The sequence below is a fragment of the Leptospira hartskeerlii genome (genome assembly GCF_002811475.1).
In the GTDB taxonomy this organism is placed as follows: Bacteria; Spirochaetota; Leptospiria; order Leptospirales; family Leptospiraceae; genus Leptospira_B; species Leptospira_B hartskeerlii.
Window position 1 is genome coordinate 537862 of the sequence record NZ_NPDL01000001.1, and the last position, 14267, is coordinate 552128.

The 14267-nt window shown below is 39.3% G+C and carries 15 protein-coding genes; 10 read left to right on the top strand and 5 right to left on the bottom strand.

Going from position 1 to position 14267, the window contains the following annotated elements:
• Positions 1–32: 32 nt before the first annotated feature.
• Together CH352_RS02485 and CH352_RS02490 are read left to right on the top strand one after the other, a co-directional pair.
• Entirely contained in the window at positions 33–461 is a 429-nt protein-coding gene (locus CH352_RS02485; protein WP_100706323.1) for a MamS/MamX family magnetosome protein, read from the top strand.
• Positions 461–895: an OsmC family protein gene (locus CH352_RS02490; protein ID WP_100706322.1), complete on the top strand. Its 435-nt coding sequence runs from the start codon at positions 461–463 to the stop codon at positions 893–895. Before CH352_RS02485 ends, CH352_RS02490 begins: the two co-directional genes overlap by 1 nt.
• A gap of 28 nt (positions 896–923) precedes the next feature.
• On the opposite strand, the gene CH352_RS02495 is transcribed toward CH352_RS02490, so the two are convergent.
• The 3 genes from CH352_RS02495 to CH352_RS02505 form a co-directional block, all read right to left on the bottom strand.
• Complete coding sequence (locus CH352_RS02495) at positions 924–1301, bottom strand: eRF1 domain 2 (RefSeq protein ID WP_100706321.1); 378 nt, start codon at positions 1299–1301, stop codon at positions 924–926.
• Between the two features lie 204 nt (positions 1302–1505).
• Positions 1506–2189: a YwaF family protein gene (locus CH352_RS02500; protein ID WP_100706320.1), complete on the bottom strand. Its 684-nt coding sequence runs from the start codon at positions 2187–2189 to the stop codon at positions 1506–1508.
• 126 nt (positions 2190–2315) lie between these two features.
• The gene (locus CH352_RS02505; protein WP_100706319.1) at positions 2316–2720 is read right to left on the bottom strand and encodes a DUF2721 domain-containing protein; all 405 of its coding nucleotides are present in this window, start codon (positions 2718–2720) and stop codon (positions 2316–2318) included.
• Positions 2721–2734: 14 nt separating this feature from the next.
• Here CH352_RS02505 and CH352_RS02510 point away from each other — a divergent pair, with 14 nt between their 5' ends.
• The gene (locus CH352_RS02510; protein WP_243396269.1) at positions 2735–3457 is read left to right on the top strand and encodes a TetR/AcrR family transcriptional regulator; all 723 of its coding nucleotides are present in this window, start codon (positions 2735–2737) and stop codon (positions 3455–3457) included.
• A gap of 26 nt (positions 3458–3483) precedes the next feature.
• Here the strand turns inward: CH352_RS02510 and CH352_RS02515 are convergent, their stop codons facing one another.
• Complete coding sequence (locus CH352_RS02515) at positions 3484–4554, bottom strand: amidohydrolase family protein (RefSeq protein ID WP_100706318.1); 1071 nt, start codon at positions 4552–4554, stop codon at positions 3484–3486.
• 346 nt (positions 4555–4900) lie between these two features.
• Here CH352_RS02515 and CH352_RS02520 point away from each other — a divergent pair, with 346 nt between their 5' ends.
• Genes CH352_RS02520 through dmpG form a run of 6 tightly spaced genes read left to right on the top strand, consistent with a single transcriptional unit; the run spans position 4901 to position 11341 of the window.
• Positions 4901–5791: an alpha/beta fold hydrolase gene (locus tag CH352_RS02520; RefSeq protein WP_207766663.1), complete on the top strand. Its 891-nt coding sequence runs from the start codon at positions 4901–4903 to the stop codon at positions 5789–5791.
• On the top strand, positions 5792–6775 hold the full coding sequence (locus CH352_RS02525) for a VOC family protein (RefSeq protein ID WP_100706317.1): 984 nt from the start codon (positions 5792–5794) through the stop codon (positions 6773–6775).
• Positions 6776–6795: 20 nt separating this feature from the next.
• Positions 6796–8538 carry a bifunctional 3-(3-hydroxy-phenyl)propionate/3-hydroxycinnamic acid hydroxylase MhpA gene (gene mhpA / locus CH352_RS02530; RefSeq protein WP_100706316.1) on the top strand — a complete coding sequence of 581 codons (1743 nt, stop codon included), beginning with the start codon at positions 6796–6798 and terminating at the stop codon, positions 8536–8538.
• 1 nt (position 8539) lies between these two features.
• Positions 8540–9334, top strand: a complete 795-nt coding sequence (locus CH352_RS02535; protein ID WP_100706315.1) for a 2-keto-4-pentenoate hydratase — start codon at positions 8540–8542, stop codon at positions 9332–9334.
• A 28-nt stretch (positions 9335–9362) separates the two neighbouring features.
• On the top strand, positions 9363–10319 hold the full coding sequence (locus tag CH352_RS02540; RefSeq protein ID WP_100706314.1) for an acetaldehyde dehydrogenase (acetylating): 957 nt from the start codon (positions 9363–9365) through the stop codon (positions 10317–10319).
• Positions 10316–11341: a 4-hydroxy-2-oxovalerate aldolase gene (dmpG, locus tag CH352_RS02545; RefSeq protein WP_100706313.1), complete on the top strand. Its 1026-nt coding sequence runs from the start codon at positions 10316–10318 to the stop codon at positions 11339–11341. Before CH352_RS02540 ends, dmpG begins: the two co-directional genes overlap by 4 nt.
• 61 nt (positions 11342–11402) lie before the next feature.
• On the opposite strand, the gene CH352_RS02550 is transcribed toward dmpG, so the two are convergent.
• Complete coding sequence (locus tag CH352_RS02550) at positions 11403–12653, bottom strand: DUF1577 domain-containing protein (RefSeq protein ID WP_243396268.1); 1251 nt, start codon at positions 12651–12653, stop codon at positions 11403–11405.
• Positions 12654–12973: 320 nt separating this feature from the next.
• On the opposite strand from CH352_RS02550, the gene CH352_RS02555 reads away from it, so the two are divergent.
• Complete coding sequence (locus CH352_RS02555) at positions 12974–14257, top strand: response regulator (protein ID WP_100706311.1); 1284 nt, start codon at positions 12974–12976, stop codon at positions 14255–14257.
• Positions 14258–14267: the final 10 nt, after the last annotated feature.

Genomic DNA, 14267 nt, shown 5'->3' on the forward strand with positions numbered 1-14267 from the left:
GGTTTTTATTATCCGAAAATAAGGTGATTTGTATGAATCGAATACTAACGATAATTTGTTGTTTGGTGGTGGCTTCCGCGATCCAAGCCCAGGGACGCGGTGGAATGGGCCAGGGAATGGGTATGAAATACGATACGTCCGCCGAAGTAACTTTGAATGGAAAAGTTACGGAAGTCACTAAGATCCCTCACGGTGGGAGAGGAGAAGGAATCCATCTAACGTTTCAATCTGAGAATGAATCTTTCACAATAATGCTTGGGCCTTCGTTCTATCTGGATAAACAAACAGTTAAGATTGGGAAGGACGATACGATCACAATAGTCGGTTCAAAGATAGGTAATATGATCCTTGCGCGCGAAGTGACAAAAGACGGACAAAAATTAGTCCTCCGAACTTCAGCAGGAGCGCCTCTCTGGGGCCGAGGCAATGGAGGCGGAGGAAGAGGGAAAGGACGACGTTGATGGAGGAGGCTCATTTCTATCAAGTAAATGTGAAATGGGAGAAGGAGCGGATCGGAACAGCTTCCGCACCTGGTCTTCCTTCAATACAAGTAGCTACACCACCGGAATTTCCCGGTGGTCATTCCGGGATTTGGTCGCCCGAACATTTGTTTGTAGCTTCGGTTAATAGTTGTTATATGACAACTTTCCTTGCGATTGCTAAAAATTCCAAACTTGAATTCTCTGATTTTGAAAGTTCTGCCAATGGTAAACTTGAAATGGTCGATGGGCGTTACTCGATTACCGAGATTGTTTTGGATGCAAAGATCCGAATACCGAATGAATCGGACCGAGCTAAGGCTCTGAAAATAATGGAAAAAGCCGAAAAGGCATGTTTAATATCAAATTCGATAAAGACAACTGTGCGTCTTATAATGAATGCAGATATTTCTTAACGGAAAGTTTGGCTTTTAATCCATGCTCCTAATGTTTAAATTTGTGGGTTTGGAAGTATTTTTTTCCAAGAGCGATAAGCTCTGCATCCGTTGGATGGTCGGTCGTAATTTCCCCGATGATTCGTTTAGCTAAAGCAGAATGGTGAGCTTCCAAATGATTTTTAAATTGCGTTTTTGCCATGCCTGGCCCGGCTAATAAGATACTTTCGACCGTTGTCAGGTTGGAAACGACATCTTCAAAGAAATGTTTTAGATCTTCCGATTTGATGCCGTCGATCCGGTCTAAATGTGTATCATGTTTTTCCGGTTTCGCGTGATGTAGAATGATCGAGCTGCTAGAAAGATCCTTTTTAAAAACGAATTCCTTTGCCATAGATTTATCGATCGATAAAATACTGTAAGACATTTTTTCCTCGCTTCAACGGTCGCAACTCATCTACTTTATTTTTGAGTTCGGCTTCTGGGTCATAATATTTTGTCATTAATTTCCATTGCGGTCAAGCGCTTGGTTGCAGTCTGTTGTTTTAAGAATATGATAATTATCAAATATTCTTTCGATCCGAAGATCCCGAATTTTCCGGTTTGTTTTGAATGAGTAATAGAGAAGGCTCTAAGTTTGATTTGGGCTTCTTTTAAATGGTAGATACAGCGCAACAATTGCAAGTATCCCCAGAATCTGTATGGAAAGGAGATAGATGGGCCAATCTCCCAAGAAGTTTAAAATCGATCCTCCGCTCGGCTTAAAGCGAAGATATCCGTAGTTTGCATCGATCAGAAAATCCAGAGTGAGCGCGGATACAAAATATATCTCGGAATATACAATGGTTCGAAGGATGGATCCCTGCCTGGGAAATAAGCCTAATCCAAATACAATGTAAAGACTTGAGACAACTAAGCCTAAGTGTCCGATGAAAAAAAGAAAGAAGGAAAGGTGTGGGAATGTTTGTGCTAAATTCGGAGTTAAAAGTGCATGAATTGATCCACTTAAGACCCAGAAATATGATAATTCAGACATTAGCCGATTACGAGTGAATAGTGCAGCAACAGTCACAAACATGGCCCAATCGCAAAATTCCATCGGAAGATCAAAACGAATCTCCCAATAACCTTTTTGAATTCTATATATAATGTATACGACCCCATTTAATAGCAAAAGGCCGCCTAAGAAATAACCGATAACGGGAGCAATTTTAGAATTACGGATACGTTTTCCCATCCAGATAGCTAATGCGCAGATCATTATGGAAAAGATCAGAATAGAAATATGTAAAAAGGACCAATGTACCCATTTCATATTGATATCTTTTTATTTAGGATAGGAATGTGGAAGTAAAAGTCCTCAGAAGAAAAGTAAAAATCGAGTTTCAGAATATTTTGAATCGCGTCGAATCTTATGATAGGACTATATTAAAATAATTGTTCATCCGCGTAAATTTTCCCTTAAAGCATCCTCGATCTCTATTTTTAGTGCTTTGGTCGAGTAATGGATCTCAAGTAAGGAATAGACCAAAGATAAGATCATCAATAGAAGGGATGCTCCAAAGAAGAACCAAGCTAGATTATTACTTAAGGAAATAGATCCGATAGAAAGTGTACATGAAATTAAGCTCAGGATCCTGGACGATTGAGAATATCTTACGAGTGATATCCGAAATCTTAAGTTTTTTACCTGCGCTACAAGGAGTTCCTCTCGGCTTTCTCGGTACTTTTCCAGAAGTTGTCTTGCAAGAGAAGCGAGTCCGAAAAATCGATTTGTAAACGCCAACATCAAAAGAGAAATAGCAGGAAAAAGTAATCCAGGAGTATTATAAGAAAGTGAATCCATAAAGCAAGCGACTGATGCGTATTGATTTAAAACAATCAATAAATGAGATACCTCTCAATATTGTAGTTGCTCGTGCGAGTTTTGTAGATGTAATGGTAGTCATGGCAATTGCGAAACGTAGAAAAGTTCTACTTCCTAAACGAGAAAGAACAAGGGCACAAATTATGAATGCGGCTCTTAGATTATTCGCGGTCAAAGACGCAGGAGAGACTTCGATTGCAGAAGTTTCTGCGGAAGCCGAAATTGCAAACGGGACTTTTTACAATTATTTCAAAACGAAAGAAGAATTATTAGAAGCTTCTGCTTTAGCATTGGCCGCGTCATTGGTTGCAGAAGCAGTTCGATTGATGCCTGATATTACGGACGGAGCCGAAAGAATGGCGTTGGGCGGAATGCTTTTTTTAAAAAGAGCAAGAAACGATGCAGATTGGGCTTGGGCTTTGATCCGTATCGCCGCAGTTGCTCCTAGGATGAGTGAACTTCTTCGAGCTCAACCCTTGAAAGATATGCAAAAGGCTATCAAAGCTGGAAAATTTTCGATCGATTCAGAAGAATCTGCTTTGGGTTTATACATCGGTGCTTTACATTATGGGATAAGGAACATTCTAGAAGGAAGAGCGAAAAATAAATCTCATGATGTGGAAATGATCGCTTTTGTTCTAAAAGCATTCGGCGTTTCCGCAACTACCGCTAAGAATATCTCTCAAAGAGCCTTTGATCGAGCTTGGAAAGAATAGAAATCCTTTTTCAATATTCATTCCGATTAGCGTTTTCTGGCTTTCGAGGCTAAACTTACAAATCGTTTGATCACTTCGAATTTGATCGCAGTACTTAAATTTATCCGATCAAAGACCGGTGCATTTCCGTAAATTTCCCCTTTTATTGCTAAGTTCGGAAAAAGTTTAAGCGCATGACCTCTATCAATTCCGGTAAGTGTAGAAGTATCAAATTGTTTTAATTTGTTAAGTTCTTCTCTTTGGTGAATAAATAGGGGTTCTGGGGCGAATGGAAAATCACTACCAAACAAAATATGGTCAGGTTCCACCAATTCTTTTAAAGCAGTCATTGCAAAAGGAGAAGGGGACAACGCAGTATCAAAGTAGAATCTTTTTAGATAAGTTAGAATTCCTTGAGGTGCTTTTTCTGAAATTTCAGGAAGAAGATTTCCTAAGGATACTCTCCAGGCAACATAAGGCAAAAATCCACCTGCATGAGCAAGTATCCATTTGATCCTTGGGTATTTTTCAAGAGTACCTGTATAGATCAGATTGACTGCAGCTCTTGTAGTATCGCAGAGAAACTCTAATATAAAACCGGGAGTTTTTAAACCTAATGTTTCGCTGCTTGGGTGAATATTAGGATGTACAAAAACTACTGCATTTCTTTTATCCAATTCGGCCATGAGTTCGTCAAAATCAGGATCTCCTAAAAATTTTCCTTTTGTGCTGGCAAGAAGAACGATACCTTCTGCTTTCAACGTATCTAAAGCGTAGACTGCCTCTTGAGTTGCTTCCTTTGGAAGAGGCATAGGCAAGATCGCAAAAGAGCCAAATCTTCCCGAATATATTTCCTTAATCTCTCTCGCATATTCATTACATCTACGAGCCAAAGAAACGGCTTCTTCGATATTTCCGAAGTACACCCCCGGAGAAGAGATGGAAGTAATAGCAGTTCGGATCCCATTTATATTCATCGCATCCAAGGAACGTTCTGGGCTCCAAGAAGGAAGAGGGGCCCCTGCAACGACTTTGATTCCCTGTCTATAGAGCGCCTCTGTGTAAAAAGAGGGAATAAAATGATGATGTACGTCGATTGCGCTAATTTGTTCACGCATAAAAAACTCCAAGCCTCAATAGATCATAATGTTTTATAGAATATTTAAGATAACGGTAGTAATTTAAAAACAGTATATCTCATAATTATGTGTACTATGTAATTATGAGATATAATTCAAAAATAAGCAAAACGTCAAACTAGATTTATGGATTTTTTCCAAAAATAAGGTTCGTTTCCTGACGAGACTTCCCTTTTTTGTTGACAAAGGTTATTAATGAAGAATGTTGCAAAAAATAATTATACATTAAAAAATGAGAGTTATCTCAAATAACTGATCGTCTGATGAAGTCGGCGGTTCTAAGAAGCGACTTGGTTGGGTATAGAGAAGTTTTAAGGAAAGGGATATGGAACTGAGAAAGTCGGATTCACAAGCAGAACTAAAGAAATTATCTGTCGGAACAAGAAAGATCCAATTCTATGAAACTGGTACAGGTGAGCCGGTTTTAATGTTGCACGGAGGAGGGCCCGGAGCTTCCGGAATATCGAATTATTCTAAGAATATAGAAATTCTTGCGGAAAATTTCAGGGTGATAGTTCCAGATATGCCAGGTTATGGAGGATCTTCGAAAGGAATTAATAGAAAGGATCCCTTTGGCGATCTTGCAGCTACGATGTTGCAATTTTTGAATGTTCTTGATGTCTCTAAGGTTCACGTAATTGGCAATTCTCTTGGTGGGGCATGCGCACTAAGGATGGGATTAGAAAAACCGAATATAATCTCTTCTCTCATCCTGATGGGACCTGGCGGAATAGATACTACTCGATCCCTCCCTACTAAAGGTTTAAATCGCCTTTTTGATTATTATTCTGGAAAAGGGCCAAGCTTAGAAAAGATCACTGACTTCATTCGAGAGTATTTGGTTTATGAAGGAAGCAAAGTTCCTTCGGCATTGATTGAAGAAAGATATAAGTCCAGTATAGATCCGGAAGTGGTCAAGGCTCCTCCCCTACGTAGACCAAAAGGGATCCCAAACTTTAAAAATTTCGATTTTACCAGAGACCCGAGACTTATGAAATGCGAAATCCCAACATTAGTGTTATGGGGAACGGAAGATAAGGTAAATCGTCCAAGTGGGGGACTTTCCTTACAGAAACGCTTACAGAATTGCGATCTGTATTTATTCAATAAGACGGGTCATTGGGTACAATGGGAAAGAGCCGAGGAATTCAATTCCATTACGAAATTATTTATCTCTTTGCATTCGCAATCGAAAGCGCTTGGGAGGATACAGTAGATGTTCGAAGTTGGCTCGGAAAATCTATTCAATTCTGTAAAATTAGGATACGTTATCGTCGAATCAGATCATTTAGAAAGATGGCTTACGTTTGGAAAGGATGCGATAGGTCTTCATGCAGAATATTTATCGGAAGATATGTTATCTTTCAGGATCGATCGGCATATTAGAAGATTCTTGATTAAGAAAGGAAATGCCGAGGACTTTACATCTCTCGGATTCCAGGTTAAAGATGAAAATTCTCTTAAAAGTATATTAGAAATATTAAAAGAACGAAGAATAGAGGTCCGAAGAGGAAGCGGAATAGATGCGAACCTGCGAGGAGTTGAGTCATTTTGGGAGTTTTTAGGTCCTAAGGGCTTGAGGATCGAAATCTTTATCAATCCAATTCTGACTGAAACTCCTTTGAATATGTTATCTAAAGGTTTTGTCACAGAGCAGTTTGGAATGGGGCATTTTGCTATGGTTTCCAAACAACCTGAAAAGTTGATCGAATTCTGGAAAGAAATCTTCGGCGCGAGGATCAGCGATTATATTGAACAAAAAATGTCAGGAGTAACGTTAGATATTACCTTTCTAAGAATGAATCCCCGCCATCATTCAATAGCAATAGCTGCGACAAGAGGCCTTCGTTTGGATCCACTCTCCACACGGATCCAACATTTGAATATAGAAATGAGAAATTTGGAGGATATGACCAATGCTTATCAACGCTGTAAAGAATTGGGATTTGAGATCGCTCATGGGATCGGGCAACACCCTAACGATCTAGAATTATCTTTCTATGTGATTACTCCTTCTGGTTTCGAATTCGAGGTGGGATGGAATCCTATCTCTGTAAGCGAGATCGATTGGAAGCAAAATAAATATAAACAGATAAGCGCTTGGGGTCATGAGCCTGAAATCTCTACTGCATTATCTAGGTTTAATGAATTCAGGAGGGGGTTCTTTTCCCTGTTTCGTTCAGAATATATTCCGTTTTAATATAGGAGGAATGATATATTATGGAAAATTTCAATAACTCAAACGAACTCATTTATGATGTTGCGATTGTAGGATTAGGTCCTACTGGACTTACTCTCGCTCATATTTTAGGTAAAAGAGGGCTTAACATTATTGTCCTCGAAAAAGAACCAGTATTCTATGGGAACGCTAGAGCGGTATATACGGATGATGAATGTCTCAGGGTCTTTCAGGCTGCTGGCGTTGCTGACGACGTACATAAGGATATGATGTTTGATATCCCAGTTCAATTTACTTATGAAGATGGAGCTCCTATCGGTCAATATACACCCACAGGAACTCCCAATGGATGGCCCGTTGTTAACTTTTTATACCAACCTTATTTGGAAACAAAGCTCAGTGAAAAGTTAGGTCATTATGATAATGTCCGCATTCTTCGAGGAAGAGAATTTCGTTCGCTTGTGCAGGATCAGGAGGGAGTAACTGTTTATCATGTTGCTTCTGAAGGAACAGCTTACGGACAAAAATTAGAAAATCCTAAACCGAAAGAACTAGAGGATGAACAATCTATTAGAGCTTCGTTTGTCGTTGGTTGTGATGGAGGAAGAAGTAAGGTCCGCGAATTTTTAAACATAAAATTAAAAGGGAAAAATTTCCCTGAACCTTGGCTTGTCGTGGACTTAAGACAGAAAAATTTGGAATTAGGACTTCGTCATTTACCATATTTCAATTTCTACTGCGATCCAAATGGTCCAGTCGTGAGTTGTCCTCAACCGGACGGTTACCATCGATTTGAATTCAGACTTAAAGCAGGAACCTCCAAAGAATATATGGAAAGGCCGGAAACAATACGGATGTTATTATCTAAACATGTGAATCCGGATCATTTCGAAATAAAACGTAGATTGGTATATACATTTAACGGACTCGTTGCGGAAAAATGGAGGGAAGGTCGAGTTCTTTTAGCGGGTGACGCTGCACATATGACTCCTCAGTTTATGGGGCAGGGAATGAGTTCTGGGATCAGAGATGCTTTTAATCTAGGATGGAAATTAATCGAAGTGATCGGAGGAAGAGCAGAGGAAAGGTTATTGGATACATATCAGAGTGAACGATATTTTCACGCGAAGGCAATGATCCAAGTTTCTACGATCTTGAAGGACTTGGTTTCTTTGGAGAATAAGGTTCTTGCCGTATTGAGAAACAGTATATTAAGGATCATTAAAACAATTCCAAGTCTCTATAGAATTCTTCAGGAAGGAAAATTCAAACCTAAACCTAAATATAAGAAGGGAAAGTATTTCGGCTTACCGAGAAATTCCGCCAATCTTCATGCAGGTACTCTGATACCTCAGCCTGATCTTCAGATCATGGATGGCACAATTAGAAAAATGGATCAAATTATTGGGAACTCCTTTGCTTTGATAGGTCAAGGGAACGATCCGAGAGAAGGTCTTTCCGATAAATCTCTTTCTTTTTTAAACTCACTTGGAACCAAGTATATTGCGATTTATGAAAAAGGAAGAAGGCCTCAAGGTATTCGTGGCGTTGGCAGGGACTTCGATCCAGATCTGAATGAAGTGGAAGACGTTTATAGCTTATTAAAGCCTTGGTTTGATGAGGCAGGATATAAGAAAAATGCACTAGTTTTACTTCGACCGGATAAATTCGTATTTGGTATGGCAAAGTTAAGCGGTGATAACCTTGTTGAAGAGTTAAAGCGTCAGCTTGGCATTAGTACTGCTGTACATAATACAAAAGGAAAATCGTTTGTTGGAGTTTAAAATGGGCGACTTAGAGGATTCTTCAAATATTCGATTAGCCGCTTTCGCATTACGAGAGGCGAGAAAGAATAGAAAAGCTATTCCGCCAATTACTCAGACTTATGGTATTCATGGTTTAGAAATATCTTATGAAATTGCAAAGATCAACAATGCAGAAAGATTGAGAACTGGAGCTAAGGAGATTGGAAAAAAGATTGGATTAACTTCTAAGGCAGTTCAGATCCAATTAGGTGTAGACCAACCTGATTTCGGAACTCTTTTTTCTGATATGGAATATTTAGACTCGGATGAAGTGCCCACTTCTAAACTTCTCCAACCTAAAGTTGAAGCGGAAATAGCTTTCGTATTGGCAAATGATATACAAGGAAGTATATCAAGTTACGGTGAATTTTTAAATTCAATCTTATATGCTCTTCCAGCTTTGGAGATAGTAGATAGCGCCATTGAGAATTGGAAGATAAAGCTAGAGGATACTGTAGCAGATAATGCTTCTTGCGGTCTTTTTGTATTGGGTAATCAGCCCGTTACTTTAGGAAATTTAGATTTGGCAGGTGTAGGAATGGTTCTTAGGAAGAACGGCGCAGTAGAATCTGTTGGATCTGGTGCAGCTTGTTTGAACCACCCACTAAGAGCGGCTTATTGGCTTGCAAAAAACTTAATAGAGAGAGGCCAAAGTCTGAAGGAGGGAGAGATTATTTTGTCCGGTGCATTAGGGCCTATGGTTTCTATTCGGTCTGGAGACGATTTGGATGCGGAGATCAAGGGGCTCGGAAGAGTTTCTTGTAAAATGATTTAATTATATATTTTCAAATTAGGTGCTTCTTATGGAAAGAAAAGTAAAAACAGCCATTATAGGATCCGGAAATATCGGAACTGATCTAATGATCAAGATCTTGAGAAATTCAAAAAATCTGGAACTATGTGCTCTTGTTGGTATAGACCAAAACTCGGATGGATTGGCTAGAGCGAGCAGATTAGGAGTTCCAATCACTCACAAAGGAGTGCAAGGTTTGCTGGAACTTCCTAATTTTAATGAAATAGAGATTATATTTGATGCGACTTCCGCTTCTTCTCATGTTGAGAATGATAGAATATTAAGAAAAGAGAATCCAAATATTCGAATGATCGACTTAACTCCTGCTGCAATTGGTCCTTATTGTGTGCCAGTAGTAAACTTGGAGCAGAATATAGATCAAAAAAATATCAATATGATCACTTGTGGCGGGCAGGCGACTGTTCCGATTGCGTATGCCGTTTCCAGGATTGTTGAGGTCCATTATGCGGAAATTGTTGCATCCATTAGTAGCAAATCTGCCGGGCCAGGCACTAGAGCAAATATAGATGAGTTTACGGAGACAACTTCGAAAGCACTGGAATTGGTTGGTGGAGCGAAAAAGGGGAAATCAATCATAGTAATGAATCCTGCTGAACCTCCTCCAATGATGAGAGATACAATTTACATCCTCTCAAAATTAGCGGATCAGTCGAAAATCGAAACATCGATATTAGAAATGGTAGAATTAGTTCAAAGTTATGTACCGGGATATCGACTGAAACAACATGTCTTATTTGATATCGTTCCTGAGGATAAACCTCTTAAAATTCCTGGAATAGGTGCACTTTCCGGATTAAAGACCACCGTTCTTATCGAAGTAGAAGGAGCGGCTCATTATTTGCCATCGTTTGCTGGAAACTTGGATATAATGACTTCCGCTGCATTGGCAACTGGGGAAAGGATCTCCAAATTAAGAAATTCTAAATTAAAGGAGATGGCGAAATGACTTTCCCTGAGAACAAGAAGCTTTTTATTTCGGATGTAACTTTACGTGATGGAAGTCACGCCATTCGCCATCAATATTCGCTTATTCATGTAAAAGATATCGTGCAAGCACTTGATGATGCTAAAGTGGATAGTATTGAAATAGCACATGGAGATGGGCTTCAAGGTTCCAGCTTTAACTATGGATTTTCAGCTCATACCGATTTGGAGATGATTGAAGAAGCTGCTCAAATTGTAAAATATGCAAAAATTGCAACTTTACTTCTTCCTGGCATTGGAACTATTCACGATCTAAAAGATGCGTATGACGCAGGGGTTCGATCGGTAAGGGTCGCAACTCATTGTACGGAAGCAGATATTTCAAAGCAACATTTAGAATATGCAAACCATTTAGGGATGGATGCTGTCGGTTTTCTAATGATGAGTCATATGATTTCCCCTCAAAAGTTGGCAGAACAAGGTAAATTGATGGAGAGTTATGGTGCCGAATGCATTTACGTAGTGGATTCAGGTGGAGCAATGAATATGAATGATATTCGAGATCGTTTCCGAGCATTAAAAGATGTTTTGAGACCGGAAACTAAAACAGGGATCCACGCTCACCATAATCTTTCTTTAGGAGTAGCAAATTCGATTATTGCAGTCGAAGAGGGATGTGACCGCATTGATGCGAGCCTTGCTGGTATGGGAGCAGGCGCAGGAAATGCCCCTCTAGAAGTATTTATTGCAGCAGCCTCTCGAATGAATTGGAATCATGGTACTGATCTTTTTATCCTAATGGATGCGGCAGAAGATTTGGTCCGTCCTCTACAGGATAGAGCAGTAAGAGTCGATCGAGAAACGTTAGCACTTGGATATGCAGGAGTTTATTCGAGCTTTTTACGTCATGCAGAGGAAGCTTCTCGCAAATTTGGTATCAAAACAGTTGATATTCTTATCGAATTAGGTAAACGGAAAATGGTCGGTGGTCAAGAAGATATGATCATCGATGTAGCCTTGGATTTAGTGAAGGCTAAAGGATAGTTAATATGTCGGTAAGTAGTTAGTTCGATCGGGAGACGGCTTGTCGCAAGATAAGGTCAGACTAAAATTTCTTTCTTTTTGGGCGCAAACTTCGGTAAATTTTAAAGAGCGTCGCATCACCCCCGCCGGAATTCATACGATTTCGTAAAGACTGGAGATTATATTCCAATTTTCTTAAACTGGAAAGCTGCTCTTGGTCATATATGAATTTTAAACCTAAGAAAAGTTTTCCGGTTCTGTCCACAGAGCGCCAACAGATCTTTGCGTTCATGTGAATGGGAGGCCTTCCCTTGAATACAAGGTCGAATTTAAGACTCTCTTTCCCGTAAACGTTATACAATATATCTTTTTGATGTATCCTTATTTTGGCGCCAGATTCGGAAATATTAAGTACATCGAATCTGTCGGTTGCCTTAATGGAATCAGAGTTGCGGATTGTGTTGATGATTCTTTCCGACAGTGCATATAGTTCGGAAAGATCTTCCGCTAATATATGTTCTTGAGGGCTTCTAATCCAAAGATATGCTTTCGGATATGAGTCTTTATCATTTTTATCGTATAAAATCGGAAGTATAAGTTCAGATTTTATCGATTCATTCTTATAACTTCTAATCGCAGAAAGAATATTCTTACCAAAGTAAGTGCTATAGTGAACGAATTGAGGCAGGAGTTCTGTATAAGAACTGGGTGCTTCTGTATTTTGGATGTAGAAGATCTTTTTTGTTTTTCTAACGATCTCAAATTTTGAGTCTTGGCCTGATTGAAAAAGCCCGATCTTGATCTCTCCGAATTTAGGATGTATTAACTCCTCCTTGAAGGTTTCCAATACTTCCCGAATAACGTTCAGAGAGATATGACGGTTCAATTCGAAATGTTCCGGGTGATATACTATATTTGTAGCAAATACCGAATCATTCTTAACTCGTAATCTTTCTTCTTTCCGATTGGTTTTAGCGATAGAAACTGATTCGGCTTGCATTAAAAATTCGAAATCATTAAGACGTCTGATGATCCTGCAGCTCAGTTCTATATGATGTTTCAGAGTTCTTTGTAGAATAATCCGTTCGCCCAAAGCGATCAGAGATCCTTTCTGAAAACGTACCGCAATCTGTGCGGAATCCCCGAAAGTTTTTGTGATAATCGCCTTCGTATCGAAAGACCAATCTTTGACCGTAAGTTCTTCCATATAGAGAAAAGATTCTGCAATTCGGGAGATTGCAGTGGGATCGGATAGAATATCCCAGGGTCTTTGATCCAATTCCCGACTGCCTATTGTCTTTTCCAAAACTGCGCCCTCTTTGTTCTCTATCATTTTCTGACGAAAAATGTCGGATGTCCCCACTGCGATCCGCGAGCCTTCTTAAAAATCCGCTAACTACTTTCCTCTTCTCTTGCGCCAATAAATTGAGCTTTGTCAAACTTCATCTATTTCTTTAGGAACAATATGCATAACGTTTATGAATAGAGTAATGCTTTTTTTACACTCAATCGAGTGATCTACCATTAATTATAATTCATATATTCAAAAGTTATAGTACCGCGTAATAATTTCGATCTATCTCAAGTCTCTAAAAATTGTTCGATTGTGATCTTTACTCAAAGACGCACAACGCTACAGGGAAGAAAGATTATATGAGTCGGGAGTTGGATCAAATTGTGGATATGCAGGTGCTCTCCGGAGAATCAGGAATGGGAAAAATTCTGATAATAGAGGATTCACCAGAGATTGCATTAGTCTACGATCATTTTTGTAGAAAGATGAATTGGGATTTTGATATTGCCTCAAATGGTAAGGAAGGAATGAAAAAGTTTCTTTCTGCTTCGAAACCTTATTCGGTATACATAGTCGATTTGGTGATGCCTGAACAAGATGGCGCATCTTTTATACGGGATCTAAAAAAACAGGACCCAAATGCAATTATAATAGTACAATCTTCTCTTGATGAACCTGACAAGATAATCGAAGTGATGAAGCTTGGTGTTTTCGATTATCTTCGTAAGCCGGTTACAAAAGAGGATTTTGATAGAACAGTCACCTTGGCATTTCAATGCAGCAGTCTGCGAGATTTTCAAGCGGATGTGGAAAGATCGAATCGTGACGTATTGAAAGAGCAGTTGGATTGGTTAACGTATAAAGAATCCATTCGCAAATCCGATGAGAATTCATTATCGCTTTCCACTATAAAGTCTTTGAATACTTCCTTTTCACAAGGCTCCGGGATAGGGGCCATTCTTTCTCTCCTTGATTTACTGAAGATGGGACATCAGACCACTGAAAACGGTGCATTAGTAAGTAACGAAATATTAAGTCTTCTTTATGCAAGCCAGGACGTTTTAAGAAAACAACTAGGAAGTTTGTCCACTGTTCTGTCCTTGGCCGGAGAACAGGCGAAGATGGAAAAAATTTCCATCAGCGATTTGGTCCATACTTTAACTAAGCAATCAGAGACATTCGTTCCTTTTTTGGATAAGAAGGATTTAAAGATTCGGTTTTCATCCAGTAAATCGAAAGAGTCGCTCAGAGTGCAATTGGATTGGGTCGGCATCGTATTCGATGAACTAATATTGAACGCTATGAAATATTCCAAGAAGTCGACCTTCATAGATGTTTATTTTGGTAAGATCGACGGATATTTTTGCTTAGCAGTTAAGAATGTAGTCAATTCCGCCCAAGAACTTGTGGATGCGGAAAATAAGGAAGTTTTGGTAACTCGTCCTTTCTTTCGTTTACTTCCCCCCGTAGAGGAATTTTCGGAGTTAGAGAAGTTTGGAATGGGGCTCGGTTTGACAGCTGTCGACATGATAGTGAATAAACATCGAGGAATATTTAATATTCATAATGTTTCCGATCATACTTCGCCTATAGTTGAGCCTTGTATAATGGCGGAAGCCTTCTTTCCTGTGATATCTGTGTAGGCGCTGAATA

Bases quoted from the DNA above. Each gene is read 5' to 3' on its own strand.
- CH352_RS02485 (WP_100706323.1), top strand. From the start codon at position 33: ATGAATCGAATACTAACGATAATTTGTTGTTTGGTGGTGGCTTCCGCG.
- CH352_RS02490 (WP_100706322.1), top strand. From the start codon at position 461: ATGGAGGAGGCTCATTTCTATCAAGTAAATGTGAAATGGGAGAAGGAG.
- CH352_RS02495 (WP_100706321.1), bottom strand. From the start codon at position 1,301: ATGTCTTACAGTATTTTATCGATCGATAAATCTATGGCAAAGGAATTC.
- CH352_RS02500 (WP_100706320.1), bottom strand. From the start codon at position 2,189: ATGAAATGGGTACATTGGTCCTTTTTACATATTTCTATTCTGATCTTT.
- CH352_RS02505 (WP_100706319.1), bottom strand. From the start codon at position 2,720: ATGGATTCACTTTCTTATAATACTCCTGGATTACTTTTTCCTGCTATT.
- CH352_RS02510 (WP_243396269.1), top strand. From the start codon at position 2,735: ATGCGTATTGATTTAAAACAATCAATAAATGAGATACCTCTCAATATT.
- CH352_RS02515 (WP_100706318.1), bottom strand. From the start codon at position 4,554: ATGCGTGAACAAATTAGCGCAATCGACGTACATCATCATTTTATTCCC.
- CH352_RS02520 (WP_207766663.1), top strand. From the start codon at position 4,901: ATGGAACTGAGAAAGTCGGATTCACAAGCAGAACTAAAGAAATTATCT.
- CH352_RS02525 (WP_100706317.1), top strand. From the start codon at position 5,792: ATGTTCGAAGTTGGCTCGGAAAATCTATTCAATTCTGTAAAATTAGGA.
- mhpA (WP_100706316.1), top strand. From the start codon at position 6,796: ATGGAAAATTTCAATAACTCAAACGAACTCATTTATGATGTTGCGATT.
- CH352_RS02535 (WP_100706315.1), top strand. From the start codon at position 8,540: ATGGGCGACTTAGAGGATTCTTCAAATATTCGATTAGCCGCTTTCGCA.
- CH352_RS02540 (WP_100706314.1), top strand. From the start codon at position 9,363: ATGGAAAGAAAAGTAAAAACAGCCATTATAGGATCCGGAAATATCGGA.
- dmpG (WP_100706313.1), top strand. From the start codon at position 10,316: ATGACTTTCCCTGAGAACAAGAAGCTTTTTATTTCGGATGTAACTTTA.
- CH352_RS02550 (WP_243396268.1), bottom strand. From the start codon at position 12,653: ATGATAGAGAACAAAGAGGGCGCAGTTTTGGAAAAGACAATAGGCAGT.
- CH352_RS02555 (WP_100706311.1), top strand. From the start codon at position 12,974: ATGAGTCGGGAGTTGGATCAAATTGTGGATATGCAGGTGCTCTCCGGA.